Source organism: Spongiibacter taiwanensis (assembly GCF_023702635.1).
In the GTDB taxonomy this organism is placed as follows: domain Bacteria; phylum Pseudomonadota; class Gammaproteobacteria; order Pseudomonadales; family Spongiibacteraceae; genus Spongiibacter; species Spongiibacter taiwanensis.
This window is the reverse complement of the sequence record NZ_CP098455.1, coordinates 138,909-162,464: the sequence shown is the minus strand read 5'-3', so window position 1 is coordinate 162,464 and position 23,556 is coordinate 138,909. Positions and strand designations below refer to the sequence as shown.

The 23,556-nt window shown below is 56.6% G+C and carries 33 protein-coding genes; 2 read left to right on the top strand and 31 right to left on the bottom strand.

The window, feature by feature from the left end:
• Positions 1–5: 5 nt before the first annotated feature.
• The 5 genes from NCG89_RS00855 to NCG89_RS16905 form a co-directional block, all read right to left on the bottom strand.
• The gene (locus tag NCG89_RS00855) at positions 6–350 is read right to left on the bottom strand and encodes a hypothetical protein (RefSeq protein WP_251087886.1); all 345 of its coding nucleotides are present in this window, start codon (positions 348–350) and stop codon (positions 6–8) included.
• Between the two features lie 13 nt (positions 351–363).
• Positions 364–588: an Ogr/Delta-like zinc finger protein gene (locus NCG89_RS00850; protein WP_251087885.1), complete on the bottom strand. Its 225-nt coding sequence runs from the start codon at positions 586–588 to the stop codon at positions 364–366.
• The gene (locus NCG89_RS00845) at positions 585–1,154 is read right to left on the bottom strand and encodes a toxin YdaT family protein (RefSeq protein ID WP_251087884.1); all 570 of its coding nucleotides are present in this window, start codon (positions 1,152–1,154) and stop codon (positions 585–587) included. The genes NCG89_RS00850 and NCG89_RS00845 overlap by 4 nt, the downstream gene beginning before the upstream one ends.
• Before the next feature lie 118 nt (positions 1,155–1,272).
• Entirely contained in the window at positions 1,273–1,836 is a 564-nt protein-coding gene (locus tag NCG89_RS00840) for a phage antirepressor N-terminal domain-containing protein (RefSeq protein WP_251087883.1), read from the bottom strand.
• Positions 1,837–1,896: 60 nt separating this feature from the next.
• The gene (locus NCG89_RS16905; RefSeq protein WP_432757878.1) at positions 1,897–2,118 is read right to left on the bottom strand and encodes a transcriptional regulator; all 222 of its coding nucleotides are present in this window, start codon (positions 2,116–2,118) and stop codon (positions 1,897–1,899) included.
• Positions 2,119–2,212: 94 nt separating this feature from the next.
• Between NCG89_RS16905 and NCG89_RS00835 the strand changes: the two genes are divergently transcribed.
• Positions 2,213–2,590: a helix-turn-helix domain-containing protein gene (locus NCG89_RS00835; protein WP_251087882.1), complete on the top strand. Its 378-nt coding sequence runs from the start codon at positions 2,213–2,215 to the stop codon at positions 2,588–2,590.
• Between the two features lie 32 nt (positions 2,591–2,622).
• The gene (locus tag NCG89_RS00830) at positions 2,623–3,312 is read left to right on the top strand and encodes an HNH endonuclease (RefSeq protein WP_251087881.1); all 690 of its coding nucleotides are present in this window, start codon (positions 2,623–2,625) and stop codon (positions 3,310–3,312) included.
• On the opposite strand, the gene NCG89_RS00825 is transcribed toward NCG89_RS00830, so the two are convergent.
• The 26 genes from NCG89_RS00825 to NCG89_RS00700 all read right to left on the bottom strand — a co-directional run bounded on the left by NCG89_RS00825 (position 3,313) and on the right by NCG89_RS00700 (position 23,478).
• On the bottom strand, positions 3,313–3,813 hold the full coding sequence (locus NCG89_RS00825) for a hypothetical protein (protein ID WP_251087880.1): 501 nt from the start codon (positions 3,811–3,813) through the stop codon (positions 3,313–3,315). It abuts the gene before it with no gap.
• A 124-nt stretch (positions 3,814–3,937) separates the two neighbouring features.
• On the bottom strand, positions 3,938–4,921 hold the full coding sequence (locus NCG89_RS00820; protein ID WP_251087879.1) for a contractile injection system protein, VgrG/Pvc8 family: 984 nt from the start codon (positions 4,919–4,921) through the stop codon (positions 3,938–3,940).
• The gene (locus tag NCG89_RS00815; RefSeq protein ID WP_251087878.1) at positions 4,918–5,364 is read right to left on the bottom strand and encodes a phage tail protein; all 447 of its coding nucleotides are present in this window, start codon (positions 5,362–5,364) and stop codon (positions 4,918–4,920) included. The genes NCG89_RS00820 and NCG89_RS00815 overlap by 4 nt, the downstream gene beginning before the upstream one ends.
• Before the next feature lie 10 nt (positions 5,365–5,374).
• Positions 5,375–7,777, bottom strand: coding sequence for a phage tail tape measure protein (locus tag NCG89_RS00810; RefSeq protein WP_251087877.1), 2,403 nt, complete (start codon positions 7,775–7,777; stop codon positions 5,375–5,377).
• A gap of 14 nt (positions 7,778–7,791) precedes the next feature.
• The gene (locus NCG89_RS00805) at positions 7,792–7,944 is read right to left on the bottom strand and encodes a GpE family phage tail protein (RefSeq protein ID WP_251087876.1); all 153 of its coding nucleotides are present in this window, start codon (positions 7,942–7,944) and stop codon (positions 7,792–7,794) included.
• 14 nt (positions 7,945–7,958) lie between these two features.
• Entirely contained in the window at positions 7,959–8,228 is a 270-nt protein-coding gene (locus tag NCG89_RS00800) for a phage tail assembly protein (RefSeq protein ID WP_251087875.1), read from the bottom strand.
• Positions 8,173–8,403: a hypothetical protein gene (locus NCG89_RS00795; RefSeq protein WP_251087874.1), complete on the bottom strand. Its 231-nt coding sequence runs from the start codon at positions 8,401–8,403 to the stop codon at positions 8,173–8,175. The genes NCG89_RS00800 and NCG89_RS00795 overlap by 56 nt, the downstream gene beginning before the upstream one ends.
• 26 nt (positions 8,404–8,429) lie before the next feature.
• Positions 8,430–8,942 carry a phage major tail tube protein gene (locus NCG89_RS00790; RefSeq protein WP_251087873.1) on the bottom strand — a complete coding sequence of 171 codons (513 nt, stop codon included), beginning with the start codon at positions 8,940–8,942 and terminating at the stop codon, positions 8,430–8,432.
• 40 nt (positions 8,943–8,982) lie between these two features.
• Complete coding sequence (locus NCG89_RS00785; protein WP_251087872.1) at positions 8,983–10,488, bottom strand: phage tail sheath subtilisin-like domain-containing protein; 1,506 nt, start codon at positions 10,486–10,488, stop codon at positions 8,983–8,985.
• Between the two features lie 112 nt (positions 10,489–10,600).
• Positions 10,601–10,873: a hypothetical protein gene (locus NCG89_RS00780; RefSeq protein WP_251087871.1), complete on the bottom strand. Its 273-nt coding sequence runs from the start codon at positions 10,871–10,873 to the stop codon at positions 10,601–10,603.
• A gap of 11 nt (positions 10,874–10,884) precedes the next feature.
• Positions 10,885–12,279, bottom strand: coding sequence for a phage tail-collar fiber domain-containing protein (locus tag NCG89_RS00775; RefSeq protein WP_251087870.1), 1,395 nt, complete (start codon positions 12,277–12,279; stop codon positions 10,885–10,887).
• Positions 12,280–12,689: 410 nt separating this feature from the next.
• Complete coding sequence (locus tag NCG89_RS00770; protein ID WP_251087869.1) at positions 12,690–15,191, bottom strand: hypothetical protein; 2,502 nt, start codon at positions 15,189–15,191, stop codon at positions 12,690–12,692.
• Position 15,192: 1 nt separating this feature from the next.
• On the bottom strand, positions 15,193–15,780 hold the full coding sequence (locus NCG89_RS00765; protein WP_251087868.1) for a phage tail protein I: 588 nt from the start codon (positions 15,778–15,780) through the stop codon (positions 15,193–15,195).
• Positions 15,773–16,675 carry a baseplate assembly protein gene (locus tag NCG89_RS00760; RefSeq protein ID WP_251087867.1) on the bottom strand — a complete coding sequence of 301 codons (903 nt, stop codon included), beginning with the start codon at positions 16,673–16,675 and terminating at the stop codon, positions 15,773–15,775. The genes NCG89_RS00765 and NCG89_RS00760 overlap by 8 nt, the downstream gene beginning before the upstream one ends.
• On the bottom strand, positions 16,675–17,004 hold the full coding sequence (locus tag NCG89_RS00755) for a GPW/gp25 family protein (protein ID WP_251087866.1): 330 nt from the start codon (positions 17,002–17,004) through the stop codon (positions 16,675–16,677). Before NCG89_RS00755 ends, NCG89_RS00760 begins: the two co-directional genes overlap by 1 nt.
• Positions 17,001–17,642: a phage baseplate assembly protein V gene (locus NCG89_RS00750; RefSeq protein ID WP_251087865.1), complete on the bottom strand. Its 642-nt coding sequence runs from the start codon at positions 17,640–17,642 to the stop codon at positions 17,001–17,003. Before NCG89_RS00750 ends, NCG89_RS00755 begins: the two co-directional genes overlap by 4 nt.
• A 95-nt stretch (positions 17,643–17,737) precedes the next feature.
• On the bottom strand, positions 17,738–18,193 hold the full coding sequence (locus NCG89_RS00745) for a phage virion morphogenesis protein (protein ID WP_251087864.1): 456 nt from the start codon (positions 18,191–18,193) through the stop codon (positions 17,738–17,740).
• Entirely contained in the window at positions 18,193–18,660 is a 468-nt protein-coding gene (locus NCG89_RS00740) for a phage tail protein (protein ID WP_251087863.1), read from the bottom strand. Before NCG89_RS00740 ends, NCG89_RS00745 begins: the two co-directional genes overlap by 1 nt.
• Positions 18,660–18,995, bottom strand: coding sequence for a hypothetical protein (locus tag NCG89_RS00735; protein ID WP_251087862.1), 336 nt, complete (start codon positions 18,993–18,995; stop codon positions 18,660–18,662). Before NCG89_RS00735 ends, NCG89_RS00740 begins: the two co-directional genes overlap by 1 nt.
• Before the next feature lie 53 nt (positions 18,996–19,048).
• Entirely contained in the window at positions 19,049–19,546 is a 498-nt protein-coding gene (locus NCG89_RS00730; RefSeq protein ID WP_251087861.1) for a hypothetical protein, read from the bottom strand.
• A complete protein-coding gene (locus NCG89_RS00725; protein WP_251087860.1) occupies positions 19,546–20,013 on the bottom strand; it encodes a hypothetical protein in 468 nt (155 codons plus the stop codon). Before NCG89_RS00725 ends, NCG89_RS00730 begins: the two co-directional genes overlap by 1 nt.
• Before the next feature lie 2 nt (positions 20,014–20,015).
• Positions 20,016–20,222, bottom strand: a complete 207-nt coding sequence (locus NCG89_RS00720; protein WP_204996443.1) for a tail protein X — start codon at positions 20,220–20,222, stop codon at positions 20,016–20,018.
• The gene (locus tag NCG89_RS00715; RefSeq protein WP_251087859.1) at positions 20,222–20,704 is read right to left on the bottom strand and encodes a head completion/stabilization protein; all 483 of its coding nucleotides are present in this window, start codon (positions 20,702–20,704) and stop codon (positions 20,222–20,224) included. The genes NCG89_RS00720 and NCG89_RS00715 overlap by 1 nt, the downstream gene beginning before the upstream one ends.
• A gap of 106 nt (positions 20,705–20,810) precedes the next feature.
• A complete protein-coding gene (gpM, locus tag NCG89_RS00710; protein ID WP_251087858.1) occupies positions 20,811–21,461 on the bottom strand; it encodes a phage terminase small subunit in 651 nt (216 codons plus the stop codon).
• 55 nt (positions 21,462–21,516) lie between these two features.
• Positions 21,517–22,560 carry a phage major capsid protein, P2 family gene (locus NCG89_RS00705; RefSeq protein ID WP_251087857.1) on the bottom strand — a complete coding sequence of 348 codons (1,044 nt, stop codon included), beginning with the start codon at positions 22,558–22,560 and terminating at the stop codon, positions 21,517–21,519.
• Between the two features lie 60 nt (positions 22,561–22,620).
• On the bottom strand, positions 22,621–23,478 hold the full coding sequence (locus NCG89_RS00700; protein WP_251087856.1) for a GPO family capsid scaffolding protein: 858 nt from the start codon (positions 23,476–23,478) through the stop codon (positions 22,621–22,623).
• Positions 23,479–23,556 lie beyond the last annotated feature (78 nt).

Genomic DNA, 23,556 nt, shown 5'->3' with positions numbered 1-23,556 from the left:
CCTCGTTATTGGAGTGAGAAAAAGTCGGTAATGGCGTGCAGAATCTGGTCTGCACTCACAATGATCTGGCGGCCGTCCTTGGTGCGCAGTGTGGTGTAAAACGCCGTGGTCGCCTCGGCGTCAAGCCACACCTCGCCGGTATGGCTTGCCTCGGCCAATGCCAGGGCCGCTTCTTTTTGTGCCCGGTCGGCGGTGATATCAAAGGCCATCATGAGGTGCGCCTGGCAGCGCGACACCAGCGCCTCGTTGCCCTCGCGGCTGGCCAGATGCTGGTTACGGTGTGCCAGCACATAGCTCATGGCTGCGTTGCTGACAGTGGTTTCTGGGCTGAAAGGCAATACATTGCTCATGGTCGCACCTGCGTTAGTTTTTGGAGAAAAGGCCCTTGGTCACCGGAAGGTGAACCGAGGGGTGGGGAGTTGCCGACTCGGACAGCGTCCGGGTGGCGGTTAAATGGGCCACCCAGGTGTGGCCGCAAACCGGGTTTTTGCAGATCAGCGTTAATTCCCGGGTGAGCCGGGTCATCTGCTCGCTGTCGCGGATGTAGCTGTCGCAGAGGCAGTGGGGGCATGGCACCAGGCGGCTCATTGGGCACCTCCCGCGCGCAGGGATTTAACGTAGTTGATGGCGCTAACGGTGGCCGACAGGGCTTCGTGCAACTCTTTATCTGCCTTATCCAGTTCGCCCGGGTCGATGCCATCCAGCAGCGCTACCACTGAGCGAGCAGCGTCTGACTGTTCCTTAATCAGCAGATCAGCCGCGAGCGCAGCGCTACTCCCATCGATCCGAATGGAGACAGCAACACCGGCCTCTGAATACACATCACGTAGGTAATGAAGGCGCATGTCTTGTGGCATGGCGGCAACAATGGCCTGCTCCATGTACCAGAGTTTGTCTGGGGCGGGCTTGGCTTCTTCGTAGGCCCCCAGCCAGCGCCAAAGCTTTTGGGCATGCGCCCGCATATCCCCTACCGCGTCATCCCCATGGGAAAACTCGACCCCGGTGCCCGCCAGTTGTTCTTTCAGCCCTAGTTCGTCAAATTTTTCGACAACGATTTCCGCCACAACCTGGCGGTTATGGCGCGGGCTGGCAGCCCACTTATCGAGGTAGCGACGGATCAGGGCCAAACGATTCTGTAGGTTTGTTATTTCCATGCTTATTTCCTTCCTTGTTGGTAGTTGCTCCACCAACGTCGCACAGATTTCAGAACCAGCAACTCAGCGTGCATGCGGGGTGCTTTGATATTCATATCAACCACGTGGAATGGCTCGGCTATTGGAAAAGCGGCATGTCGTCATCGACGGCTGCGCCCATTTCATTCAGGTGGTCACGGATAAGCAGGGAGATGGATTGCTTTTCCTTGGCGTCATTGGTGGCGTTGCGAGAGCGAATCAGCTTGTCGAGCTGGCTAACCGCCTCACCCTTGCCGCGCTTGTAGGCGACGCCGTTGGTTTCGTAGGAGTGGAGAGCCTGCGCCCATTCGATTTGGAGCTTCAGGAGCTTTTCGGCGGCCTCTTCGTTGCCTTGCGCTCGGACTCGGCTTGTTTGAATGCGCGCTAGAAACATCCGCGAACGGTCAAGACGGATATAAATGCTCTCTTTCTGGGGGGTGATATCACCCCCCTCGGCTGCAAAAATGGGGTCTTTTAGCAGCTTGGAGCCAAACAAAATCGCGTTATCAACCGAAAAAGCGGCCTTTTTTGCATTCCGCCAGTCAGTTTCGGAGAGGTCTACCAGGGGTTTGAAAGGGATGTACTGCACCCCTTCATGTTCCACCACAATCATGGTGACCCCGTGGAAGTTGATCAGATTTACTACCCTGGTTGCGTTACTCATGGTTTTCGCCTCGCTGAGTGGTCTGTGATCGGATATTCAAGACGCTCTAACTGTTTGGATTTAGGATTCAGTTTTCACAGGAGAAGGAGGACCAAAGATGTCGGGCCTCAGGTCGTGAACTGAAATAGCACCATCTGTAGCCTGCGCTATGGCGCGGCAGCGGTGTGGAGGAACAACACCTGTCCGTTTCCATTTGGATACGGCGCTCTCTGTCACCCCCAAGAAATCGGCTAGGGACTTTTGGCTTTCGAGGAGATCGATTGCGCGTTGAATTGCGGACATATACTTTCCTAAAGGTTCACCTTTTCGGAGAATACTGAACCAACTGGACAGTAAATGTCAACGGTTTTTCGTATAAACTTGACCTATGGGAAAGATGCGTAATAGAGACGACAACATACTCGCCGAGAATTCGGAGTGGCTTGCAACCTTGTTCAATGAGGCGGGCGTGTCTCAGGTACAAGTTGCCACAGCACTGGGGGTAACAGAGAGCGCCGTATCGAAGTGGAAAAGAACAGGGAATATAACGGCAGAGAACATAGTTCTTATTTGCGAGTTGTTTGAGTTTAATCCACCTGTTTGGCTTAGAGATAAGCGCCTGGAAGATTCTGAACCACAGAGAACGGAAGAGACGTTATTAAGAATTCAATCACTCTATGAAGATGGCCACCTGACCCTAGACGACCTCCTCCACCTCGAACGCATGGCCCTACACATCGCGGGACTTCGCCAGGCGCTAGAAAATAAAGGGTAAGAAAACGAGCATGCACGGATTGCATTTGCGTTATGTTAAATAGACTGTTTTTAGTTTCTCTCCTGATTTTTGCGCCCAGCGCTTTTCCTCACGGCGGTGGTCTCGATAGCAACGGCGGCCATAACAATCGCCAGACCGGCGAATACCACTGCCACCGCGCACCCTGCACTTCTGTTAAATCCCTAGTCGAAAAGGCACAAACCGAAGCCGTTGATGAAGGTCGTGCTTTCTCCAGTCTCTATGACCGGGCTGACTGGCCACACTGGGTAGATGCGGATAACGACTGCCAAGACACCCGCGCTGAGGTCCTGATTCGTGATAGCCAAGTGCCGGTCAAGTTCAAGCGCAATAAAGGCTGCTCAGTTAGCCACGGATCGTGGCTAGACCCCTACACCGGACAGCTTTTTGATAAAGCCTCCGATTTGGATATTGATCACATCGTGCCGCTGGCCTGGGCGCATGGACACGGTGCCGGCGGCTGGACAAGGGCACAGAAGCGCGCCTTCGCCAATGACATGGATAACTTGTTGGCTGTGGATGCTGGAGCCAACCGGGAGAAAGGCGCCAAAGGGCCTGATGACTGGATGCCGCCTGCGGCGGCATATCGGTGTGAGTACTTGGGTAGGTTCAAAACATTAGTGGCGAAGTATAGGCTTGTGTTCTACCCTTCAGAATCCAGCGCTATTTCCCAGTTGGCGACTAGTTGCCGCAATCCTCATTAGTCAAAGCAAGGAAGCGAAGGACGCCCAGCCAATGGATATGGCAAGAAAAACAAGCTGCAATATAAAAAACTGGACCATCCTGTCTAAATACCGGCCCCGCGCTGCATTTTCCTTTTCGTTTTGCTCAAAGGCGCTGCATAGATCAGTCAGCATGTTGCAGTACGCCACATCGATGTCCTTTGAGATATACGAGTCATACAGTTTATCCACGTCGAATGTGCCAGTGAGCGCGGTGTTGCCGCCTTTCCAGATTAAGGCTGCAAACCAGTATATGCCTATTGAGCAAAGGCAAACCAAGCTCAAAAATGCAAACTCAAAACCGCGGCTCGATGCGGAGTCTGGTAAAAATTTCGCTGCCGTGATGATGCCGACAATGGCAGTCGAGGCTGCGGTAATAAAATTTGCTCTGTTCTTCATATCGTTATTGAGTCGAGCAAATTTCTCGTTGTTCTCTGAAACCCGTTCAAAAATAACCCGTTGTTGATATGAGATACCACCCATAGGAGCCTCCAATGTCGAACGAAGATACTACCCCAAAGCCAAAACCTACTGAATCCGAATCGCATCAGCCCGAAACGGTCTCAGTGAGAAACTCAGACAAGGGAAAGAGCGTTAGAAAATAACCTCACCCCTTTTTAGTCACCAACTCCACCGCCGTGACGAGCCCACTGTCGCTGGCGGTGTGATTCAAATCCTCGATCACCCAGCTGTGGGCGTCGATATCCCCTTTCCACCCGCTCAGTGCCACTGGCTGGCCGTTTACCAGCTCGGGTCGGCCTGGTTCTACGGTGATGCTCATGGTGGCGTCACCGCGCTGAATACGTGCCCACTCGGCTTTTGCTGCCTCCCCTGCTTGCTGCTCGTCTGGCAGTGGGTCGCGGATCTGTTTGGTGTAGCCTGCCTCACCCACGGTGACGGTCTCGGTTTGGGCGGTGTCGTTGTTGTACCAGCGGGCGGTGACGCCCGTGAAGCGGCTGTTGCGGTCGGCCGTTTTGTAGCGGTGGTCGGTGGTCTGGTTTTTGGCAATGGTAGCCATCGGCAAGGCCGCACCGCTGGCGGTGGCGCCCTGCCCTTTGGGGAAAAACAACAGGTAGCCGTTTTTGCTGGTGGCCACCGCATCAAACTGTTTGCCAATGCGGTTAAGAAAGGCGCTGTCTGATTCGGCGGTTTGGTTGAGTTGCGCCAGCGCAAGATCGGCCAGATCGGGGGCCACCTTTGGCGCCAGGTTGTAGCGCTCGGCGATGGTGGCCACCAGCGCGCCCAGGGTGGTGCCGGGCTCCCAGTGGGTAGAGCGCAGCGTTTTGAACTCTTCGCGGAAGTTAGCGCTGCGGGCGGTGATGATCAGCTTATCCGGCGGGCCGGCATGCTCCACATCGTCTACGGTGAATGTGCCCTTGTTGTGCAGGGCTTTGCCTTTGTAGCCCAGTTGCAGGGTAAGCTCAGCGCCCTTGGGGGGAATGTTCAGGGTGCCGTCGCTGTCGTCTAGCTCCAGCACTAGCTGGTCGGCTGTGGTGCCGCTGGCGTCGTGGTAACTCACGCTGATAATGCGCTTTTGCACCTCGGTGGCCAGGGCAATGCCGTTGGCAGTAATGGCGGCAATGGGGGTCATGCTGTGCGGGCCGTTTCGGGGTTGCCGGTGCCGTTCATAGCCAGGGTGCCGATGGTGTCGGTTTCGCCGTCATTGTTGCGATTGAGCACCACGGTAAATTCAATTTTGCGCGGGGTGCCATCGGGGAAAAAATAACTGGCGTTCTCCTCCACCGAGTCGATAAACCAAAATCCCTGGTGAACGCCATCGCCCTGCATCAGCACCCAGGCTTTGCCGCTGTCGCCCAGGTCGCGCAGATCCTGCAGGCGCTGACCGTCGCCGGTAATGTCGTGGGCCAGGGTGCCGCTGAGGGTAATGCGGTCTTCACCGGGGCCGGTAAATTGATGGGCGGGACGCTCACCCAAGCGGTTATTGGCCGCCCAACGCCATTGGGTGCTGCGTTGCAGACGGTCATAGGCCAGCGAGTCTATGGAGAATACAAACAAGCCCAGCGACATCAGCATGGCTTAGCCCTCACGAGTGGTCCGCGTATGACCCACCCCGGCGGCGGGTTTTGCGGCGGTCAATTTCATCAATGGTCTTTTTCACCAGGGCATCGGCGTTTTCGCCGGGCTGCTGGTGGACGTTAATGGTGTACTGGCTGGCGTCGGTATAGTTCTGGCCACCAGCGGCGCCAGCGGCCACCACCGGGGCCCCACTGCTGACCGGCACACTGGCCTTGGCGACGTCAGCGCCTTTGTTGCCAAACACCCAGTCGCCCACCTTGTTGCCAAACCACTCGCCGCCCATACCACCGGCAATGGCGCCTACCAGGCCACCAATGGCGGTACCGACAATGGGCACCACTGAGCCCAGTGCCGCACCGGCCGCACCGCCAGCCAGTGCGCCACCCATGCCGCCAAGGTCTTTGGAGACCTCCAGCCCTTTATTGATATTGGGGTTGTCGCTCATCAACGTGCTACCGATGGACAGCGCACCAATACCCGCACCAATTAACCCGGCCTTAGAGCCCAGCCCCCGCGCCAAACCCTTCAGGCCACCGCCCTTGCCGCCGCCGGCTACTGCACCGCCTAAACCTCCGGCCGCATTTTGCAGTGCCGCCCGTTTAGCGCTCACGCCCAGCCCGGAAATGGCCACCCGAAGGGCGGCAATGGCCACCAACACCGGCGCCACTGCCAAGGCAAGCGCACCTAATCCACCCACTAATATCATTGCGACCTTGCTGGCGCCGGGGAATTTATCGGTTAGCCAGTCGAGGGCATCAATTAATCGGGTTGCCGCACCAGCAACCCAATCGATTACTGGTAACAGCTCATTACCCAGCTTGGTCTGAAATTCATCCCAGCGATTTTGCAAAAGGATTAATTGGTTCTCTCTGGTCGCAGCGCGGTTTTCAGCTTCTCTGGACATGCTGCCAGCAAAATCTGCGCTGTCGGCTACTTTATCCAATGCCTTTTTGTACACCTGCAGATTGCCCGCCAGCAGTGAAATATCGTCGGAATACTCAAGCCCAAACAGATCAGTGAGCACCCCGGCGCGGGCCTGTTTGTCGATTTGTGAGAGTGCCGCCAGAAACTCATCCAGCGCACCCTGCCCGTTTTGGGCAATCATGGATTCCATGGTGTCGGCAGAGATGCCGATTTCGTCCAGCGCGTCCTGAAACTTGGCCCCCTGCTTGGTGGCGGTTTGCAGCTTGTTGAGCATGGCGTTAATGGCGGTGCCAGCCACCTCGGGCTTTTTGCCCAGGGCCACAAAAGCGTCACCCAGGGCAGCGGTTTGCACGGTAGTGAGACCAAACTGGGTGGCGGTACCGCCCACCCGCAAGAGTACGTCCACAATCTCCTTGGCCTTGGCGGCGGTGTTGTCAGACAGGTGGTTGACGGCATCACCCAGGTTACCCATTTCAGCGATCGGCACCTGGTATACGTTGCTGAGCTTGGCCATGGCCTCACCGGCCTGATCGGGCAGCATGTCAAAGGCGGTAGACATTTTGGCGGCGGTTTCAACAAAGCCCGGCAGCGCGCCGCGATCCACGCCCAATTGCCCACCTTGGGCGGCAATGGCGGCCAGCCCCTCTTTGGCTATGGGAATGCTGCGGGTCATCTGCAGGAGGGTGGCAGCAAAGTCTTTGAATTGGGCAGGGTTATCAAATTCCACCACCTTTTTCACATCTGCCATCGCTGATTCAAACGCAATGGCCTGGGCAGTGGGCCCGCGCAGAAAATTCAGCGCACCCCGGCCAACCCGGTCCAGCCCTGCCGCCACAATGGTGGTGTTAGCGGCTTTCTGCAAAGTCTCGTTGTGCTTTGATTCGGCGGCTTCCAGCTGGCCATGAGCCCTGGCCACCGCCTTTATTCTGTCTTGAGTCTGAGCGTAGGCGGCGCCCAGGCGCTTTTGTTCGGCAGCCAGCTCCCTTGTTTCGATGCCCTCTGCTTTTAGCTTCTTCCGCAGCGCCACCGACCGCTCCGCCGCAAGACGCCGCTGCTTGGTGGTTTGTTCCAGGGCCTTTTCTGCCCGCTCATGCTCGCGGATGAGGGTTTTATTTTCTTTGGCCTGGCGCTTTAAATTGGCGATCTCTTTCGCATCGACTTTTACGCCGCTGGCTTTCAAGTCCTGCAGCTTATGCAGTTCGGCACGGGCAACCTTTAGCTGTTCCGCTTCTTTTTCACGGGCAAGGCGCAACTGCTTTACTTTTTCTGCAGCTTGACTTGATGCTTCTTTGGCTTTGCTGGATGCAAGCTCATATTCTTTGAGGCGGGCCACCGCTTTGCGCTGGTTGCCAATATTTTTGAGCTCGTTTCCGGTTGCAGAGAGTTTTCTTGCTAGCTCACTGTTGATGCCAGCCAGCTTTTTTGCAGGTCCACTCCACTGATCAACAATGCGAAGCGTTAGCGTGCTATTGAGGTTATTGCTCATGTGCGTTACCGGGTTCAGTTGGGTTTAGTGTTGCCGGATCGGTCCCGCGCTTTTTGCTCCCACATGGCCAGGTCGGCCAAGGGCATTGCTGCCATTTCTGAGGGCGGCCAGTGGAAGATTACGGCAACATTTGCCATGGCCTCTTCCACCTGGTCGGGCAGTGGCATGCCTGCCTGCTGCCCTATTCGGTCAAAAAACCGACTACCTCCCCGGCGCAGCTGACCAGGTCTTTAACATCCATGTCGGCAATGTCTTGCTCGGTCAGGGCAGGCTCGGTGATACGCGGCAACACGGTAATCAGGCTGTCTACATCGGAGTTCAGCAGCATGGAAAGACGGCAGCCACGCAGTGCGCCGGTATTGGGCTTGCGCAGAGTGAGTTCGGTAATTTCCTGCTCACCGCGTTTGATCGGTTTTTTCAGCGTGATCAGGCTGTGGTTTTTTTCTGTCATGGTTTGCCCCTGTTTCCTCATCAGATGCCTGTAAATGGCAGTGATAAACTTTTTTCTCTACATAAAAGCGGCCAAGCAACTCACACTCTCTCGCTACCGTTAGATGCGCCTTCTCCCAACCCAACGCAAAACCCAGCAGCAGCGATAAAAGCATTAAGAAAAGAATCAGGATCATGGCCGCCTCAAGATTTTAAGAATCTATTAAAGCCCCAGTGCGTTACGCTGGCCCGCCAGGCGGTCAGTGCCGCCCACGTTTTCAATCATGTTGATCACGTCGATTTCGATCAGGGTTTCGCCGTTCACAACATATTTGAAATAGCTGAGACTGGCCGTGCAGTTGAGCATGCCCGACTCCCCGGCTTTGTAGCCGCTGGGCAGCTCCAGGCCGCTGTAGCGCCCGCGCATAACCACTTCAATGGCATCGGTGCGACTGGTGTCACCATCGCTCACAGCGGCACCCAGAAAGCGCAGGGCCACGCCGTCTACCGTGGTTACACCAAACTGACGCAACACGCTGGCGGCCATTTCGTGCAGGCGGAAAGACGACGTGAGCTTGTTCATGCCCATGTCGCTGTCGACCGGGGCGTTAAAGCCACCGGGGCGCATTTCTTCCATTTTGCGCTCAAGGTTGGGCAGCGTGATTTCGTCCACCTTGCCAACAAAGTTTTCACCGTCGGCAAACAGGTTAAAGTTCTTGAGTTTCTTGGGCAGCATGGTTGCTCTCCGGTGATTGAGTGGATGGCGTCAGGCGCGCTTAGGCGACCAGTTGCACCAGGTAACGGTCGGTAATGGTCTGGATGAAGGTGAGGTCTTCCAGCGGCGGCACGGGGGTGTAGTCGTAGCTGATGGTGAGCTTGCCCGCTGCCAGCTGCTCGGTGGTGTTCAGATCGGTATCCACGTAGGCATAGGCGTCCACAATGTAGCCGCTGGCCTTGAGGCTGCGGAATTTGGCGTTAATGCCCTCCACAATCTCTTTGATCAGCACCTTGCTCATGGGCTTATCCATCGCCCACATGTGCGCCTCGGCAATGGTGTCAGCCAGAATATCGCCAGTGCGGGCGGCAGACTCAAAGGCAAACACCGGGTCGTTGGAGCAGGTGCGCGAACCCCAGAAGCGGAAGCCACTGCTGCGAATGAGCGTGGTGATTTCGTTGCCGTTGAGGTAGTTGGCGTCGGTGTTGACGTTGGTGAGGTCGAAATGCACCGATTTGGAAATGCCGGTTACGCCGTTAACCTCGATGTTGGACAGGGTTTTGTGCCAGCCCACCTCGTTGTCGGCACGGGCACGCACACCCAGTGCGCGAGCGGTTGAGGTGAGCGCGACCTCGGCATTCAGTGCGGTGTTCCAGCCGGTAAATTCAGGCCATAGCAGCATAAGACGCTTTGAGCCGTAGCTATCGCGGGCGGTAACAGCGGCCTCCATGGTGTCGGCGCTAATGTAGGCATAGGCAAAGGCGCGCAGATCATCTGCCACGCTCACCATGGCCGCAATCACGCCGGTGAGGTGATCCAAGCCCGGCACACCCAGAATGCGAGGTTTAACGCCCAGTTGGGCCTGGGCATCTTTCAGGGCCAGCAGGCCGGTGGCCTTACCGTCTACCACCGAGCCAATCACATTCGTGGTGGTGGCGGCATCATCAATGCCCTCTGCCACGCGCACTACTACGACCATCGCGCCAATCTGATCAAAGATGGCGGTCATGGCAGCGGGCAAGGTGCCAAGGCCTTTGCCGGTGCTATCCAGCAAGGCGGCTTTGGCCCGGTTGCCCAGCACCAACACGGGAGTATTCAGGGGGAAGGGTTCGTTGACGCCGCCGGTAAGGGTGACTTTCGCCTCGGCAATCATTACGCCGGTGCCGTCTGAGCCGGTGGCATTGGCGGCGGTGACCAGGGCGGACGCCTCGCTGGTGAGCTCGTTAATCACATCAGCGGCGGTGCTGGTGACATCGCCTGTGCCGTCGGTGGCGAGGGTAACGGTGATGTCGTTGCCGTCGATTGCTACCGCCAGTGCTTCGTCCACTTCGCCGGTATCAATCACGGTAATGGTAACGCTGTTGCCAGCCTGGCCGATCAGTGCTGAGGTGAGCGCGATGGCGGTGTCTGAAGCGACAACACCAATTTGACCGGTGGCAGCCACCGCTGGGGTGGAGTCTGGCGCGGTACCCACCAGACCAATCACCGCCGTATTTACGGTGCGGATTGGGCGCGCCCCTTCGGATTTTTCGATAATGCGGACGCCGTGGTGATATTGGTCAGACATGGTGGTCTCCAGCGATTAATGATTGCGTTACCCGCATTTTTCGCTGGTTGCCATGCGCGTTAAAGCAGCGGCAGGAGTAAACCCCCGCTATACAGCGGGGTAAGATGGTGGGCTATTGGGAAATGAGCTGTGCCACGTCGGGGTTTTGCTGCAAAAAGGCCTGGAGCTTGGCCACTGGGTTTTCGGGTTCTGCTTGGGCGGGCGCGTTAACCAGATCCCAGCTGTGACCGTTCCAGCGCGGCCATTTTCCCTCGGGCACTTCAGACGGTGGCGGTGTTTCGGTGCATCGAGCGGGCAATAAAAACTTGCCCGGTTCCAGGGGCGATTCGTCGGCTTCGGTTTCGCCCTGATACAGCCCTGCAGCGTCGTGCTGATAAACAATCATGCGCAGCTCCTTTAATACTTGATGCAGGCCAGCATGGCAATATTGCGCGGGCGAGACTCACTGCCACCCGCTGACGATGTGAGGCCCACCGATGGCGTGGCGGTTTTACCTGCAATATGGGCGTTAGCCTCGCCCCCGGTCGCGCTCTTTGGCACCGGGCTATTGCTGGCGGTGATGGGGCTGCTTTGCGGGTTAACTGAGCCGGTGTCTGAGGTAAACGAAAAGTGGGTGTGGGCCTTGTTATCTGAGCCTTGGGCTGAGCCAAAAGTCCGGCCGGAATCAATGCCGCGGCTATCATCCCAGCCTCGCATAAACTCCCCCCGCAGATCCGGCAGCGCGAAGGTGTTAAAGCCATCGCCCGCACCAAAGGTGGTGCCGATTGCAGCAAAGAGGTTGGCATAGGCTGTGCGGCTCACCAGTGCGCCGTTCGCCTTGAGCCAGCCCGTGGGTGCAGAGTTGCGGGCAAACATGCCCACCAGCCCCGGGGGTGCCTTCTGATCTGCCTCGGCCTTGCTGTACACGCTCAGGTTTGCCCGGGCGGTCGCCACGCTGGCCACATCAGACAGGTTTTTGCTCTTTTCCAGCGGCGCAGGCGCGCTGCCGGTGGGCTCGTTCTGGGCGCAAATGATCTTGGTGCCGGCGGTGTAGCTTTGGCCGAGTATGATGCGGGTTTCGTCATTGGGCGCCGCCGCCTTCTGCCACTGGTCCGCCCCTGCCCCGGGGTAAAGGCGCTGGCCGTCAATGTACACCGCCAGCCCCCGGGTGCTGACCACCGCCAAATCCACCTGGGTTTGGCTGTCGGCCAGGGTCTGTTCCTCCTCGATGGTGTCCACGGTGATATTGGCCACGTCTGGGTCTTGCCAGTCCACATCGCCATCGGTATTCGATTGCTTGCGCAGCACCTGGCCCGTGGTGCCACCTGGTGTGAGCGTGGCCATTTTGATGTTGTTGATGATCCACGTTTGGGTGGCCACCGCCACGTTGGGGTCGACCTGCAGAGTAATCACCGCCGCATTGCTTACGGCAAATTCAACGCGGACCACCGTATCGGAAAAGGCCCCATCGGCATCAGTAGGCTTGTAAGTTTCCGGCAAGTTGCCAACAACGAATAACCCGCCCTGGTCGTCAAACACGCCAATTTCCCGCAGGGTAAACCCCCCTTCCGTGGCAGGAATAATCAGCTCGGCGGTATAGCGGGTGTTGTCTTCCGGGTCTTGATATACGCGGTTGACCACATCGCGGAAGCGCTCCCGCACCAGGGTAGCCTGACCTTCGTCGGGATAGACCTCGTTGCCGTTGCCATCGCCCACGGCGATCTCCACCAGGTTGATGGGCTCGCCGCTGATTTCAGCGGCAGCAAGGCGCTCTAGGGCGTAGGCGGTGTGGATGGTTTTGAAGTTTGGCATGGTAATAAGCCCAATCTAAGAAAATCTTCTGCGATGAAAATTTACTGGGAATTAAGTCTGTTCTTGTCCCCATTCGTCTGCAGGAAATACTTGATTCCGGACTGCATCACGAACAATCCAATTCGAACAGTTCACAATGAACATCTCGCAATCTGGAGATCCATCGTCATTTGGATTAATTACCGATTTTTGATTCCACAACATCATATCGGTCTGCCCCGCCAAAATTTCGTGGCACATACCTAGGAACCTCGGAAAGCTGCATGCCAAAGAGTCTGGCGTTGTAGACATGTAAGTCGAGCATTCTGCTATTTTCTGTTTGATCGATTCAGCATCCGATTCCAAACAGACAGCTGGCGACACGCTACCGGCCGAATCTTTGAACTGGACATAGATTTTTGTCATCGCATTTATCCTTTTCGTTGGTTCAGTAAGGACCACTTAATATCTCGTGGAGCACCGGTATTCTGAGTGACCTGTAGATTGCCACTGGCGTCTATCGAAAAAATAACATTCACGTTATTGGCGGCGCTTTGCACTGCGGTCTGAGTAATATTGTTATAGCGATGGACCGTGCACTCGCCATAGCAATAAAGACTAGAATTACCGACGATTACTCGAGCCTGGTATCCTTTCCCGAGACGACTAGCAGGAATCAGCGTGGTAGCAACTCCATTCTCTATATTTATTGTTCCGCCGCCTTCCTCTTCTTCTTTAAGCGTGTTGAAACAATCGCCTTTAAATGTACCGTCAAGCCGCATCGCGGCCCTCAAGATGTTATCGACCAATATTCTGTAGCCACTACGCGCCATGCCGTCGTCAATATCTGTAATATCAGATCCCTTGACTGCGATTGTGTGTGACAACGCTGCGCCACCAAGACCCGCAAAATCGCCTGCAGATATGTTTCCTGTCAAATCTCCAATAAGCTGCGTGGCATGGGGGAAGTAATCTCCACTGACGATCAGGATGGCATTTTCTCCAAGAAAAACGCTCTCGCCGTTTGCAATAAATTCGTTAGTCGGCTCGACCGGAACGGTTACACCGAACCCTTCGTAAACATCGGCTGTAGCGATGGTGGCCACTGCAATTTGCTCGCAGTCGAAGGTCCATCTGTCTCCATAATAATTAGACTTTTGTAGGTTTACCGTATTGCCACCTGCAATAAAATGACGCCCCCGCATAGCCAGACGCTTGGGAGCACCCGCCGCGATACATTCTGGAGTGCACAATATCCCGTAAAACACGCCCCAGTCGTAGGGGCCCTGATAATACCCAGTATCCATCTCGATATAGTCAACGCCGCCACCTCGGCATAGGACTACAGATCGACAGCTGTTGTGGTAATTTCTGATTCTAATCAGCTCACAGCTTGCGTCGACTACCAGCCCCGCAGATCCCCTTTCAAAGTGCGGTGTGTCCAGCTCTACCATCCGCACGCTGCTTAGATGCAGGCCAAAATGCCCAAACAGCGTCGGATCATTCAGAAGTTTCTCAGTGCGCAATCGTGTAGAGAGTGGAATTGTAGTGTTAACACCATCCCATTCTGGAGATATTGTGACGATCTCGGCCCGCGAATTCTGGCCAACCATAAAACTGAAATTTGCCACCAGCCCATCGATGTCAGTAACAACGACCTCATTGTCGCCAGCAGCTGCTGGCGCAGCCAATTTCCCGCGCACATTTTTTCCAGCGTACTCTGGATATCCAGCGTTGCACTTCAATGATTCAAAGACAAGGCTATGCCGACCATTGTCTGAATGCCGCAGAAACCCAACAGCTATGCCGTAATTTGCACATCCCACAAATCTCACGGTGTCCTGCTGACCGGTGTCTGAATCAACAAATGTGTCAAGCAGCATGATATTACGCCCAGCGGCGTTGCAGTTGGCAACCGTACCAAGATAGGTGCCGTCGAAATGAAATAGGAAGCCAGATTCGACTTCATTTGCTGGACAGATCGAATGGTTAGAAATATCGAAATTTCTGAGGCGCGTGAGTTTAACAACACCCTCTGTAAAATCATGGACTCCATCAAGTATCCAGCAGCACTGTCCCAGGACGGTATACTCTTCAAGAATGCCGGGTGATTCATTGCTATTAATGTGCAGTGCCGGTACGACGCTGGTTCGAATTTTACAGCCGACTTCAAAAACCAAGCCTCTTCCAGCTCTGTTTTTACTTATATTGCCCCGGAACTGTCTCGCAGTCTCAGAGATACGCCACGATTTGTCAGTGATAGACAACGGATCGCTATCCGGAACCCGGTTTATTACAGGAGTTCGCCGTAAGTGATCCGCTACTTCAAAACACGAGAGCCAAGCAGCGGTATCTTCCGCCTCATCTTCCCCGGCTGGGCCGAAAAATCGATATTCAAGCGCCCCGAATTGGCGAATTAATGCTCCATTTGATCCGTCCTCGCCGGATCGAGTAATGACAAGGGCGTTTCTGGTGTCAATCTCTGCCAGTGCTGACCAGTCCGCGGTCGACCATACCCATCCGCCCTCCCTCATAACATCCGTTAAATGGAAGTTTTGATTTAGTGGGTTGCTATCTATCGCGTTTTGCAGCTCTTCTATTGTTTTTACCTTTCTAATTGATCCCGAAAGCCATTCGTCTCTAAATTCAACGACTTGCTCTGCGGCATCAGATATTGGCGAATAATCTAAAACAGTCGTTCGAATTCTGTAATCCCTTAGCCCTGCTTTAAATCTCAGGTCGTAAGCCCCGTTGGGAGCGCTGAATTGGACAAGCCCATCTTTATTTGCTTGAAACGGGTTATCAATCGGGTTGCCGTTTTTATCCGTCAGACCAGTTACCAAGTTGCTGGTGCCCGCTTCGTAGAGGTAAGCCGTGCAGAACGGGATGGGCTTATTTTCAGCGGTGAAGGCGAAGTAGTTTTTAACTTCCATTTCAGGCCTCGGTGACGGGCACGACCAATTCGTTGATGACAACGATGGGGGCGGCGTATTGATTAACGGTGACTTCGTGGCCGCTGTTGCTGGCGGTGGCGAACGCGGGCTGGTTGCGGCTGATCACAATGGGGATGATCTGATTCAGGTGTGAGCGCAGGCTTTTGGCGCTGTCGACCACGGCCAGAATTTTGTCGATATCTTCAAAGCGGATGCCGGTCTGGTCGGTTTCAAAAATCAGGTTGAACGTATAGGGGTCGCCGGGTGGGTCCTGATTGAACCACTCCTGCACCTTCACGCCGAGGCCGATGGCATTGAGGGCGCGCTTGACGGCGCCAATGCTGCCTTTGCGGCGATGCACGGCCAGCGAGGCCTTGATAGCGGCGCGCTTTTGAGCATCGGTCCAGTTGGCATCCCAGGCATCTACCGAGGCGGCGCTGGCCAGCCAGGGCAAGAGCGCATAGGGGCAAGTATCGGGGTTCCAGACTTCCCGCATTACCACTGGCACTTTACCGATCCGGGCGGTGACGGCTTCCAGCGCCAGCTCATAGTCGCTGGCGTTTTTGGGCAGCAGGCTGGTATCAGACACCGGCTTCGCCCTCTACGGTGATATCAAAGGCGGTGCAATAGGCGGCCTCGCCGGTATCGATGGCGACATCGGCAGCGGGCTGGACCAGATCAACTGACTGCACTCCAGGCTGGTGCAAGGCGGCATAGACGGCGGACAATTTAATGTCGTAGCCCAGCTTATGGATGCTGTCTGCGTAGGCCTGGGCGGCGGCAATGGCGTTGGCCTGCACTACCATAGCATCGGGGCCGGGGTAGATGGTGAGCACGGCCTCGATGGCGTACGTAGTGATGGTGGCCGACAGCACAGTGACATTATCAGTCATGGGCCGCTTGTCTTCGTCATTCAGTGCCGCTTCTACCGTCTCAATCAAGCCGCTGTCGGCGGTGCCGTCACCCGTGCGGCTGAGCACATACACGGTCACCTCGCCGGGGTTTGGGCTTTCAGCGTCGGCGTCTTTAACGCTGGCGTCGGCGTTCAGTGTGAGCGCCACGTAACTGCCCCGGCTGCCGGCCGTGGTCAGGGCTTCGTCAGCCAGTTGCACCCGGCGGCGCAGGTCGGCGTCTGACTCATAAGTGGGCGGCACCGGGGGGATGGCGTTGGGGTTGCCGAGGTCGAGCACAAAACGGGTGAGTTCTTTGTTGGCGGCGAGCTGGTCCAGGTCTGAGCCGGTGGCGTAGGCCAGCATAATGGCCCGGGCGCCATCGTTAACCCGCTGGCGAATATTCAGCTCGCGGGCAGCGGCCACTTCCAGAATTTTATAGGCCGGGTCTGATTCCACATTGGCGTCAAAATCCGGGTGGCGGGCGCGCATGTCGGCAATCATTTCTGCCAGGATGGTTTCGTAGTCCAGGGGTTGGACCACGTTGGGCGGTGGCAACTGGGACAGGTCGATGGCGGAAAATGTGGTGGTCATTACAGCGGCACTCCCGTCAGCACTTGCTGGCCTGATTCATCAATGCCCTCAACGTGCAGCTCAAATTTGTCGGTATCCGCCTGGCCAAAGCGGGTTTTGGTGAGCTTAAAGCGCGGCTCCCACTTGGCAATGGCGTGGGCCGTGGCGGCAAACAGCCGCAGTTTGGTGGCGGGGTTGAGGGGCTGGTCGATCAATAGCGGCACCAGGCTGCCGTAGTCCCGCCGCATTACCCGGGATCCCACTGGCGTAGTGAGAATGTCGGCAATGGATTGGCGCAGGTGCTCTGCCCCGCTCAGCGCTTTGCCGGTTTTTGCGTTTACGCCGTTCATTGCTGCTGACTCGGCGCGTCGGTGTTCATAACGCCATTGGGGTGGGTGTGGGTGTTGTAAATGTCGCGGTCGGAACCCATTGAGCGGGTGCCATCAGAAACATCGCCGTCGGCATGGATGCTGCCAGCGGCGGCCATGTCGTCGTCGGTGGTGATAGCGCCGGTGCTGTGGGTGGTGCCGTTAATGGTCACGTTACCGTCGATTTCGGTGTCGCCCACAATGTGCAGGCCACCGTCGGTTATCAGCTCGGTGGTCGCACCTTCTGGCAGCGTGACGGATAAATGCTGGTTGCCGTGGTGGTAGCTGAACACGGCGCCATCGGGCAGCACGCTCACGGTTTCGTCGGGGTCGGTGCTGGGGGCGGGCTTGGCGGCGCTGTAAAGCCCGGGCAGCGCCACGGCGTTGCCGGGGTCGCCCGAGGGGCACAGCAGCATGACCTGCTCGCCTACGTCGAGTTGGGACCAGCTCTTTTCATCAGCGGCGCGGCTTGCCAGCCACTTGATGGGTGGGGTGAGGTTGTTGGCATCACCGCCAATGGCAACCCGGCAAAAGATACCGTCCACCGAGTGCACAATGCCCAGGGTGATCAAATTGGCAATGCGGCGCTGCAGGTCGCTGATGAGTTCGAGTTCGGTCATGGCTGTGATTGTTGATGATTTATGCGCGCGCGTAGTGGCTGCGGCGGTGTAACGGGCGGGTTTACGGCTTGGCGGGGTATTTTATGGGGTGGTTTTTACCGGCCAGAAAGGTGCTTGCTAACCAGGGTGTCGATGTGGCTCATGTCGGCGTCTGATAGACCCAGCAGCTCCCGCTGGGCGTATTTCACCAGCGGCCCGCCCTGCTCTACCTCGGCAATAAGGCCGTGCTGGTGCACCTCGGCAATAGCGGCCACCCGGCCCCGGAAGCCCACAGCGGCCTCGTCGGCGCTGGCGCGGTAGCGCAGGTGCTTGCGAGTGCGGATGCGGGCAAACATGGCTCGGCGGCGAATGCCGGGCTTCTGCAGGCGGCTTTTGCGGGGCTCAAACGCGGTGCCATCGGGGTTTTTCTGGGCGGCAACACGCTGGCTTTGGGATTGGCGCAAATAGAGGGCGATATCGCGCATAAGCTGGCGGCGGCTGGCCGGTGACAATGGCGCCAGGGTAGCGCTGAGCCAGTCGTTGAGGGTGCTGTCGGTATATTCGGTGGCCACTATTCGCCCTGGGCAACCCAGTCGGCCACGGGGTCAGGATCGGGCGGAATGTACAGCTCCCACTCCCCGGCGCTGAGGGGCACGACATCGATGGGCGCAACGCCGTTGTGTACCAGCTGGATACCGCCCTCTACCTCGTTGGCGCCCACCAGCTCTTCGAGCTGGACGATGATTTCTACATCAGTTTTTTTGTGGTCGATGATGTCGGCGTTAAAGCGGATTGCGTTGGCCTGGTGGTTGGCGTTATTGGCCTTGAGCCAGTTCAGCACAATGTAAAACAACATATCGGGCGCTTTGCCGTAATCCACCACAATGATGTTGGCGTCGTAGCGGATGGCAAAATGGTGGTTAATGTCGCCTTGGTGGCTGACGATTTCGCCGTCTTTAGCAAAGGTGACCAGGTTGTCGGCCTTGATGCCAAGCGGACTGTCGAGAATGTGATTGCGCAGCGCGGCGAGTAATTCCATTACGGTTTACTCAGCAGCGCGATCAGGGCCACAACGATGGGCACAACAGCCAGGATCAGGCCGATAATATAAGCGCTGGCGCGGAAGGCGCCCGCTTTCTGATTTTGGTTAGCAATGACGGTGTCCAGCTTACGCGCTGTTTCGTCGCTGGAAACTTTCGACTCACTCATAAAGGTGGCCACCTGCGCAGCCAATCCATCTATTTTTGCGTTCATGTTGGTGTTCATGTCGGCAATCCGGGTGTCGTGGCGAATATCGTTTTTTTCCAGGTCGCTAATCGCCTGCCGGTATTGGTCCAGGCGCTCCCAAACGACTCGCAGTGATTCATCAGCCATTCTTAATCCTTGACTGTATCTTGTGGCAATAATTCAACCGCAACGCCGCAGCGTCAGGCCCCGGACTTCAGTAAACGGGTTTTTTCGGCGCTGGAGCGCGTGGTGCCCACCCAATACGTAACGGACGCGGCCCATAAGCCCAGCAGCTGCCCAAACAGCATATAGGCCACATCGCGGTTGGCTGCCGGGATCTCGACGTGGAACAACAGCCAGCCCGCCACCGCAACCATGACCGTTAGCGCACCGGTAACAATGGCCGGCATGGGTGAATGCTTGTGAATCTCCCGGGCGTGCTCTTGGTTTTTGAGTTCCGCCAATGCGACCTTGGCGGCTATCTGCTCAAGTTCGGCTCGATGATCAGCCTCAATCTGCTTGAGCTTAACCAGCGCTTCAGGGGATGCCATAGCAGCCGCCACAGCATCAGGCTGATTATCCACGCCGAGAGCGCCAGCAACGACAGCGCCAAAAGCACCGCCAGCAGGTCCTCCCAGTACGGTTCCCAGCAGGGGCGCGGCTTTGGCAACACGCTGGCCTACGCTCTTCCAGTCCATCACAACTGCCCCGCTACGTATCGCTGGTAGTTGTCGATAAATTCCTGTGGGTGGCCCTTGCCCTGATGGGTGTTGTAGTGGTCTTTCCAATAACGGGCCTGACCATCCAATGACAGCGGGATGGCCTCTTTTACCCGGCGATAGTGCAAGCGGGCAAAGGCGCAGGCGTAGGCCAGATTGATCAGTAAATAGCGGCTGTGAAATTCGGTGACACCTGCCAGCTCCATCACCTTGCTGGCCAATTCCGGCCGGTAACGCAGGTAGTTTTCGACAATATCGTCATGGGTGGCGGGCTCCATTTGCCACAGCCCCAGGGCGGGTCCGTTGCCCAATTGGCGGATAAAATTAAAACCCCCGCTCTCTTGGGCGGCAGTACCGAGCAGCAACAGAAACGCCTCGCCACTGAACATGCCCAGAGCCATGAGTACCGGTTTAACAATATGCTCAGACAGCTGCTTAACGTTCATGGTTAGTCCCACACGTTGAGGGTTTTGGATTTTTCCTGCACGGGCTTGTCTGGCAGGTTCACCAGAAGCCCGGCGGGCAGTATGTGGCCGTAGTCGGCCAGCCGTGGGTTGAGTTCAAGCAGCTGCTCGGTGACGCCAGCGGTGCGGCCCAGCTCCCGGTAGCAAATCAGGTCGGCGGTGTCGCCCTGCAGGGTGCGGATCTGGCGCATCAGATCAGCTCCACTACGGTGCCGGGCTGGCTCATAATGGCCCGCACGTTGCGGCGGGCCTCGCGCTTAAAGTCGTCAATGGGTTGGCTGAGTTCGTCGGCTTTGTTGTGACCGGCGGCGGTGCTGTCAAAGTCGCGCATGTGCTCTACCACGCGGGCTTTAGCGAGGTGGAACACGGCAGACTGGTAGAGTTTTTCTTGATGGTTAACGGCCTGTTCGTCCTCGCCATAGACGGTGTCTTTGGTGGCGGCCAGGGTGGCATTGCCCAGTTCAATTTGCGCGGCAGACCACACCGCCAGGCTGTTATTGACTTCCATCAGAGAGAGCTGCAGCGCCATGCTGATGCGCTCGGTAGACACGGTGGTGTCTACGTCCATGGCATCGCGGAAAAGCGACGGGCTGACAGTTGGAAAAAAGGGGATGTTGGGCAGGTCGGGCTCGTTGCTGGGGGATGCTTGGCCGCTGGGGATAAAACTGCCCATTATCTCACCTATATTGATGTGCCCTTTGCGTTAAGAAGCGCCCGGCTTTCAGCTTTGACCAATTTCAAAACCTCCAGCCGGGTCTTCCGTCGGCGGGGCGACCCTCTTATTGACTGGCAGCGGCTTTAATTTCCCGCTCCAGTTTTTCAATGTCTTTTTTCACGCCCGCAGCGGTGTTCAGCTCCAGGGCGCGTTGCAGCGCAGTCAGGGCGGCGGGCTTGTCGGTTTCCCTCAGCTCATAGCCGATGGCCTTGTGCAGCTTGGCGCGCACCTGGTCGGGCATGTCTTGCTCTTTGGTCAGCTCCTGAACTTGCTGCAGCATGGCCAGCGTGATGCCCTCTGCCCCTTTAAGGCTGTAATCGGCAAACTCTTCGGCGATCACCGTGCCCATGGTGCGCTGATGCGCGTCTGGCGTGGGCAGGTTGTGGCGCAGGCAATATTCAGCCAGCTCCAGCGCGCCTTCGTAATAACCGGCGTCGATGCACCAAAGCAAAAGCGTGGTGACAACTTCATCCGCGCCACCGGCATCCGCTTCCAGAACCCCAGCAATGTAGGCTGCGTAATCAGGAATCAGCTGCTTTTTAAGCTCAATTTTCTTCTCGATGCTTTGAATGCTTTTCAGCTGACGCTTATGTTCAGCCAGCAAAACCAGCTGCCGCTCGTAGGCGGTGTGGTTTTGGGTGTTGGCTGGATCAGCGTTTTTCTCGGCTTCGATTTTGGCCGCCATGCGCTGGCGGTGCCGCTCTGCTGGTGTCATGTTCGCCCCGTTTATTGCTGGTTAGTGGTTTAGCTGTATCGGCAGCTACCCACGCTTACGCGTAGGCAGTGCCGTTCCACAGTTTGATATTCTCGACAGCGGCGAAGGCGCCGGTGTCTTCCACTACGTAGTCTTCGTTGATGGACTGGTAGTCTTCCACGCGGTCGCGCTTGGCGTTGTCCACCACGGTGCGGCGGCGCGTGCCCTCTTGCCAGTAGATGGACAGGTTGTCCAATGTGGTCACCACGATGCTGCGCGCCGGGAAGAAAGGCACCCGTACCGCTGGCAGACCGCCAACACGCTTGCTGGAAATAATCATGTCGCTGGCGATTTTCTCAGTGGGCGTGTTGTTGTCATCAATGATGGGGAAGTATTTATCCGCCAGCAGTTGACGGCCCATGATGGCCACTAGGCCAGTGTCTTCGGCATGCCATTCGTCCAGCAGGTTTTCGACCACATCGAACACCAGCGAGTCCAGGTTCTGGTAGTCATAACCGGCGTTGGTGCCGACGTTAACAGCGGAAGAGGCGGCTTCGACCTCGCTCATAATGCGGGCGGCGTCATTGTCGCGCACATACTGAATCCAGCCCTTGTTCACATCTTGCAACAGCGGGTTGGTGCCACGGTTAGAGGTGGCAGCGCGGCTGGTACCGTTCCACCCGATCATCAGGCGGTCGCGGGCGATCTGGCGCAGAATGGCATCGCGGATGCGGGTTTGAAAATCGGGGAATTTTGCCCACATATCCAGCTTGGAATACTTCAGGTGGGTGTCGAAGTTGGTTTGCTCGCAACGGTAACCAAACGCGTTCAGCCCGGTGGGGTCGGTTGTAGCGCGATCGGTTGAATCCGTATCGGTAGTGCCTGCGATGGTAGAGCTGGTACCCAAGCCAAGGGTTTCGCCCTCTTGCTCGGTAACCGGCACCACGTTGATGCTCTGCAGGAAGGCAGAGGATTCTTGAATACGGTCTTCCAAGGTTTGGGAAATTGAGGGCTCAACACTGAACTTGGTGCCCCCCTTGATATCTTCAAGCGCAATGGCATTCAGCGCGGCTTGCTGGGCCAAATAGCCGTTGTATTTTTCGCGGGTTTCTTTACGCATGCCAGTTGCTCCTAATCAAAGTCTTTGTGCTGTCGGCCTGTTGCTTTCGGGGTTGTTGGGTTAACAATCTGCCAGGACTTCGCCGTCACCACCGGTGGCGGACGGGCGCTGGCTATGCTTGTGTTCTTTGCCGAGCTGGGTTTTGAGCGTGGTCAGCTCTTCCTGCAGGGCGGAGAATTGGGTTTGCAGTCCGCTGGTGTCACCACCCGCCTTCACGCTATCGGCTAAATCGGCCAGGCTGCTGGACAGCTTGACTACCTCTTCCGCTACCAGGGTGATGGCGTCGTTTTGGGTATCGATGGCAGCGCTGAACTCTTCGCGTGTGTCACGGGACTGCTTTTTGAACATGTCTTTGATCTTGGCAAAGAGCCCGCTTTCGTCGGTTTTTGAGTCCGGCTTACTTTCGGTTTCAAACACAATGTCGACTTCCATCGCTGCGCTGAACAGGTTCTCGGGTCGGGCTTTGCGGCTGGCCAACAGCTTTTCTTCTGCCGGTTTCTCCGCCGAGAATTTCAGGGCCTCAGTGCCCAGACTGGCGGGGCTGTCGGTAATGCCCAGCCCGTACATATAGGCCTGGCCGCTGCCAGCGAAGTCGGGGTCCAACTCGATAGAGGTGTAGATTTTCTGGCGCTTTTCGTTAATCGCAATAAGCTCTTTGGTCGGATCGATGGCGGCGTAGAGGGCCATTTTTCCTTTCAACTCGCCCTCTTTGATTTCTTCTGCTTTGACTTCTACCACGTCACCCAAGGCGGGGAATGGACCTTCGGCGAATAGGCCCCGCAAGTGTTCCAGCCAAATACGGGCGCCGTATTTTTCTGTGTTGTAGGTGCTGCCCATGTCCACAATCTGTTCGCGGGTGATGGCGCGGCCATCGGTGGTCTGGCCTTCAACGGCAACTCGGAAAAATTTCGATTTCATATTCTGCATCCGCTTTGGTGGCTGTTGGGCTGTGAAATCAGCTATTGAGCGGTAGCGTTGCGGAATTGTTTTGACACG

Bases quoted from the DNA above. Each gene is read 5' to 3' on its own strand.
- NCG89_RS00845 (WP_251087884.1), bottom strand. From the start codon at position 1,154: ATGGAAATAACAAACCTACAGAATCGTTTGGCCCTGATCCGTCGCTAC.
- NCG89_RS00835 (WP_251087882.1), top strand. From the start codon at position 2,213: ATGCGTAATAGAGACGACAACATACTCGCCGAGAATTCGGAGTGGCTT.
- NCG89_RS00755 (WP_251087866.1), bottom strand. From the start codon at position 17,004: ATGAACGGCGTAAACGCAAAAACCGGCAAAGCGCTGAGCGGGGCAGAG.
- NCG89_RS00800 (WP_251087875.1), bottom strand. From the start codon at position 8,228: ATGACAGAAAAAAACCACAGCCTGATCACGCTGAAAAAACCGATCAAA.
- NCG89_RS00790 (WP_251087873.1), bottom strand. From the start codon at position 8,942: ATGCTGCCCAAGAAACTCAAGAACTTTAACCTGTTTGCCGACGGTGAA.
- NCG89_RS00825 (WP_251087880.1), bottom strand. From the start codon at position 3,813: ATGGGTGGTATCTCATATCAACAACGGGTTATTTTTGAACGGGTTTCA.
- NCG89_RS00735 (WP_251087862.1), bottom strand. From the start codon at position 18,995: ATGGCTGATGAATCACTGCGAGTCGTTTGGGAGCGCCTGGACCAATAC.
- NCG89_RS00725 (WP_251087860.1), bottom strand. From the start codon at position 20,013: ATGAACGTTAAGCAGCTGTCTGAGCATATTGTTAAACCGGTACTCATG.
- NCG89_RS00785 (WP_251087872.1), bottom strand. From the start codon at position 10,488: ATGTCTGACCAATATCACCACGGCGTCCGCATTATCGAAAAATCCGAA.
- gpM (WP_251087858.1), bottom strand. From the start codon at position 21,461: ATGACACCAGCAGAGCGGCACCGCCAGCGCATGGCGGCCAAAATCGAA.
- NCG89_RS00715 (WP_251087859.1), bottom strand. From the start codon at position 20,704: ATGGGCAGTTTTATCCCCAGCGGCCAAGCATCCCCCAGCAACGAGCCC.
- NCG89_RS00760 (WP_251087867.1), bottom strand. From the start codon at position 16,675: ATGACCACCACATTTTCCGCCATCGACCTGTCCCAGTTGCCACCGCCC.
- NCG89_RS00805 (WP_251087876.1), bottom strand. From the start codon at position 7,944: ATGCCACTGCCCGACCAGGTGGAAGAGGCCATGGCAAATGTTGCCGTA.
- NCG89_RS00820 (WP_251087879.1), bottom strand. From the start codon at position 4,921: ATGACCCCCATTGCCGCCATTACTGCCAACGGCATTGCCCTGGCCACC.
- NCG89_RS00795 (WP_251087874.1), bottom strand. From the start codon at position 8,403: ATGATCCTGATTCTTTTCTTAATGCTTTTATCGCTGCTGCTGGGTTTT.
- NCG89_RS00810 (WP_251087877.1), bottom strand. From the start codon at position 7,777: ATGAGCAATAACCTCAATAGCACGCTAACGCTTCGCATTGTTGATCAG.
- NCG89_RS00750 (WP_251087865.1), bottom strand. From the start codon at position 17,642: ATGACCGAACTCGAACTCATCAGCGACCTGCAGCGCCGCATTGCCAAT.
- NCG89_RS00780 (WP_251087871.1), bottom strand. From the start codon at position 10,873: ATGATTGTTTATCAGCACGACGCTGCAGGGCTGTATCAGGGCGAAACC.
- NCG89_RS00740 (WP_251087863.1), bottom strand. From the start codon at position 18,660: ATGGAATTACTCGCCGCGCTGCGCAATCACATTCTCGACAGTCCGCTT.
- NCG89_RS00850 (WP_251087885.1), bottom strand. From the start codon at position 588: ATGAGCCGCCTGGTGCCATGCCCCCACTGCCTCTGCGACAGCTACATC.
- NCG89_RS00770 (WP_251087869.1), bottom strand. From the start codon at position 15,191: ATGGAAGTTAAAAACTACTTCGCCTTCACCGCTGAAAATAAGCCCATC.
- NCG89_RS00830 (WP_251087881.1), top strand. From the start codon at position 2,623: ATGTTAAATAGACTGTTTTTAGTTTCTCTCCTGATTTTTGCGCCCAGC.
- NCG89_RS16905 (WP_432757878.1), bottom strand. From the start codon at position 2,118: ATGTCCGCAATTCAACGCGCAATCGATCTCCTCGAAAGCCAAAAGTCC.
- NCG89_RS00720 (WP_204996443.1), bottom strand. From the start codon at position 20,222: ATGCGCCAGATCCGCACCCTGCAGGGCGACACCGCCGACCTGATTTGC.
- NCG89_RS00815 (WP_251087878.1), bottom strand. From the start codon at position 5,364: ATGCTGATGTCGCTGGGCTTGTTTGTATTCTCCATAGACTCGCTGGCC.
- NCG89_RS00730 (WP_251087861.1), bottom strand. From the start codon at position 19,546: ATGGACTGGAAGAGCGTAGGCCAGCGTGTTGCCAAAGCCGCGCCCCTG.
- NCG89_RS00705 (WP_251087857.1), bottom strand. From the start codon at position 22,560: ATGCGTAAAGAAACCCGCGAAAAATACAACGGCTATTTGGCCCAGCAA.
- NCG89_RS00700 (WP_251087856.1), bottom strand. From the start codon at position 23,478: ATGAAATCGAAATTTTTCCGAGTTGCCGTTGAAGGCCAGACCACCGAT.
- NCG89_RS00855 (WP_251087886.1), bottom strand. From the start codon at position 350: ATGAGCAATGTATTGCCTTTCAGCCCAGAAACCACTGTCAGCAACGCA.
- NCG89_RS00775 (WP_251087870.1), bottom strand. From the start codon at position 12,279: ATGCCAAACTTCAAAACCATCCACACCGCCTACGCCCTAGAGCGCCTT.
- NCG89_RS00840 (WP_251087883.1), bottom strand. From the start codon at position 1,836: ATGAGTAACGCAACCAGGGTAGTAAATCTGATCAACTTCCACGGGGTC.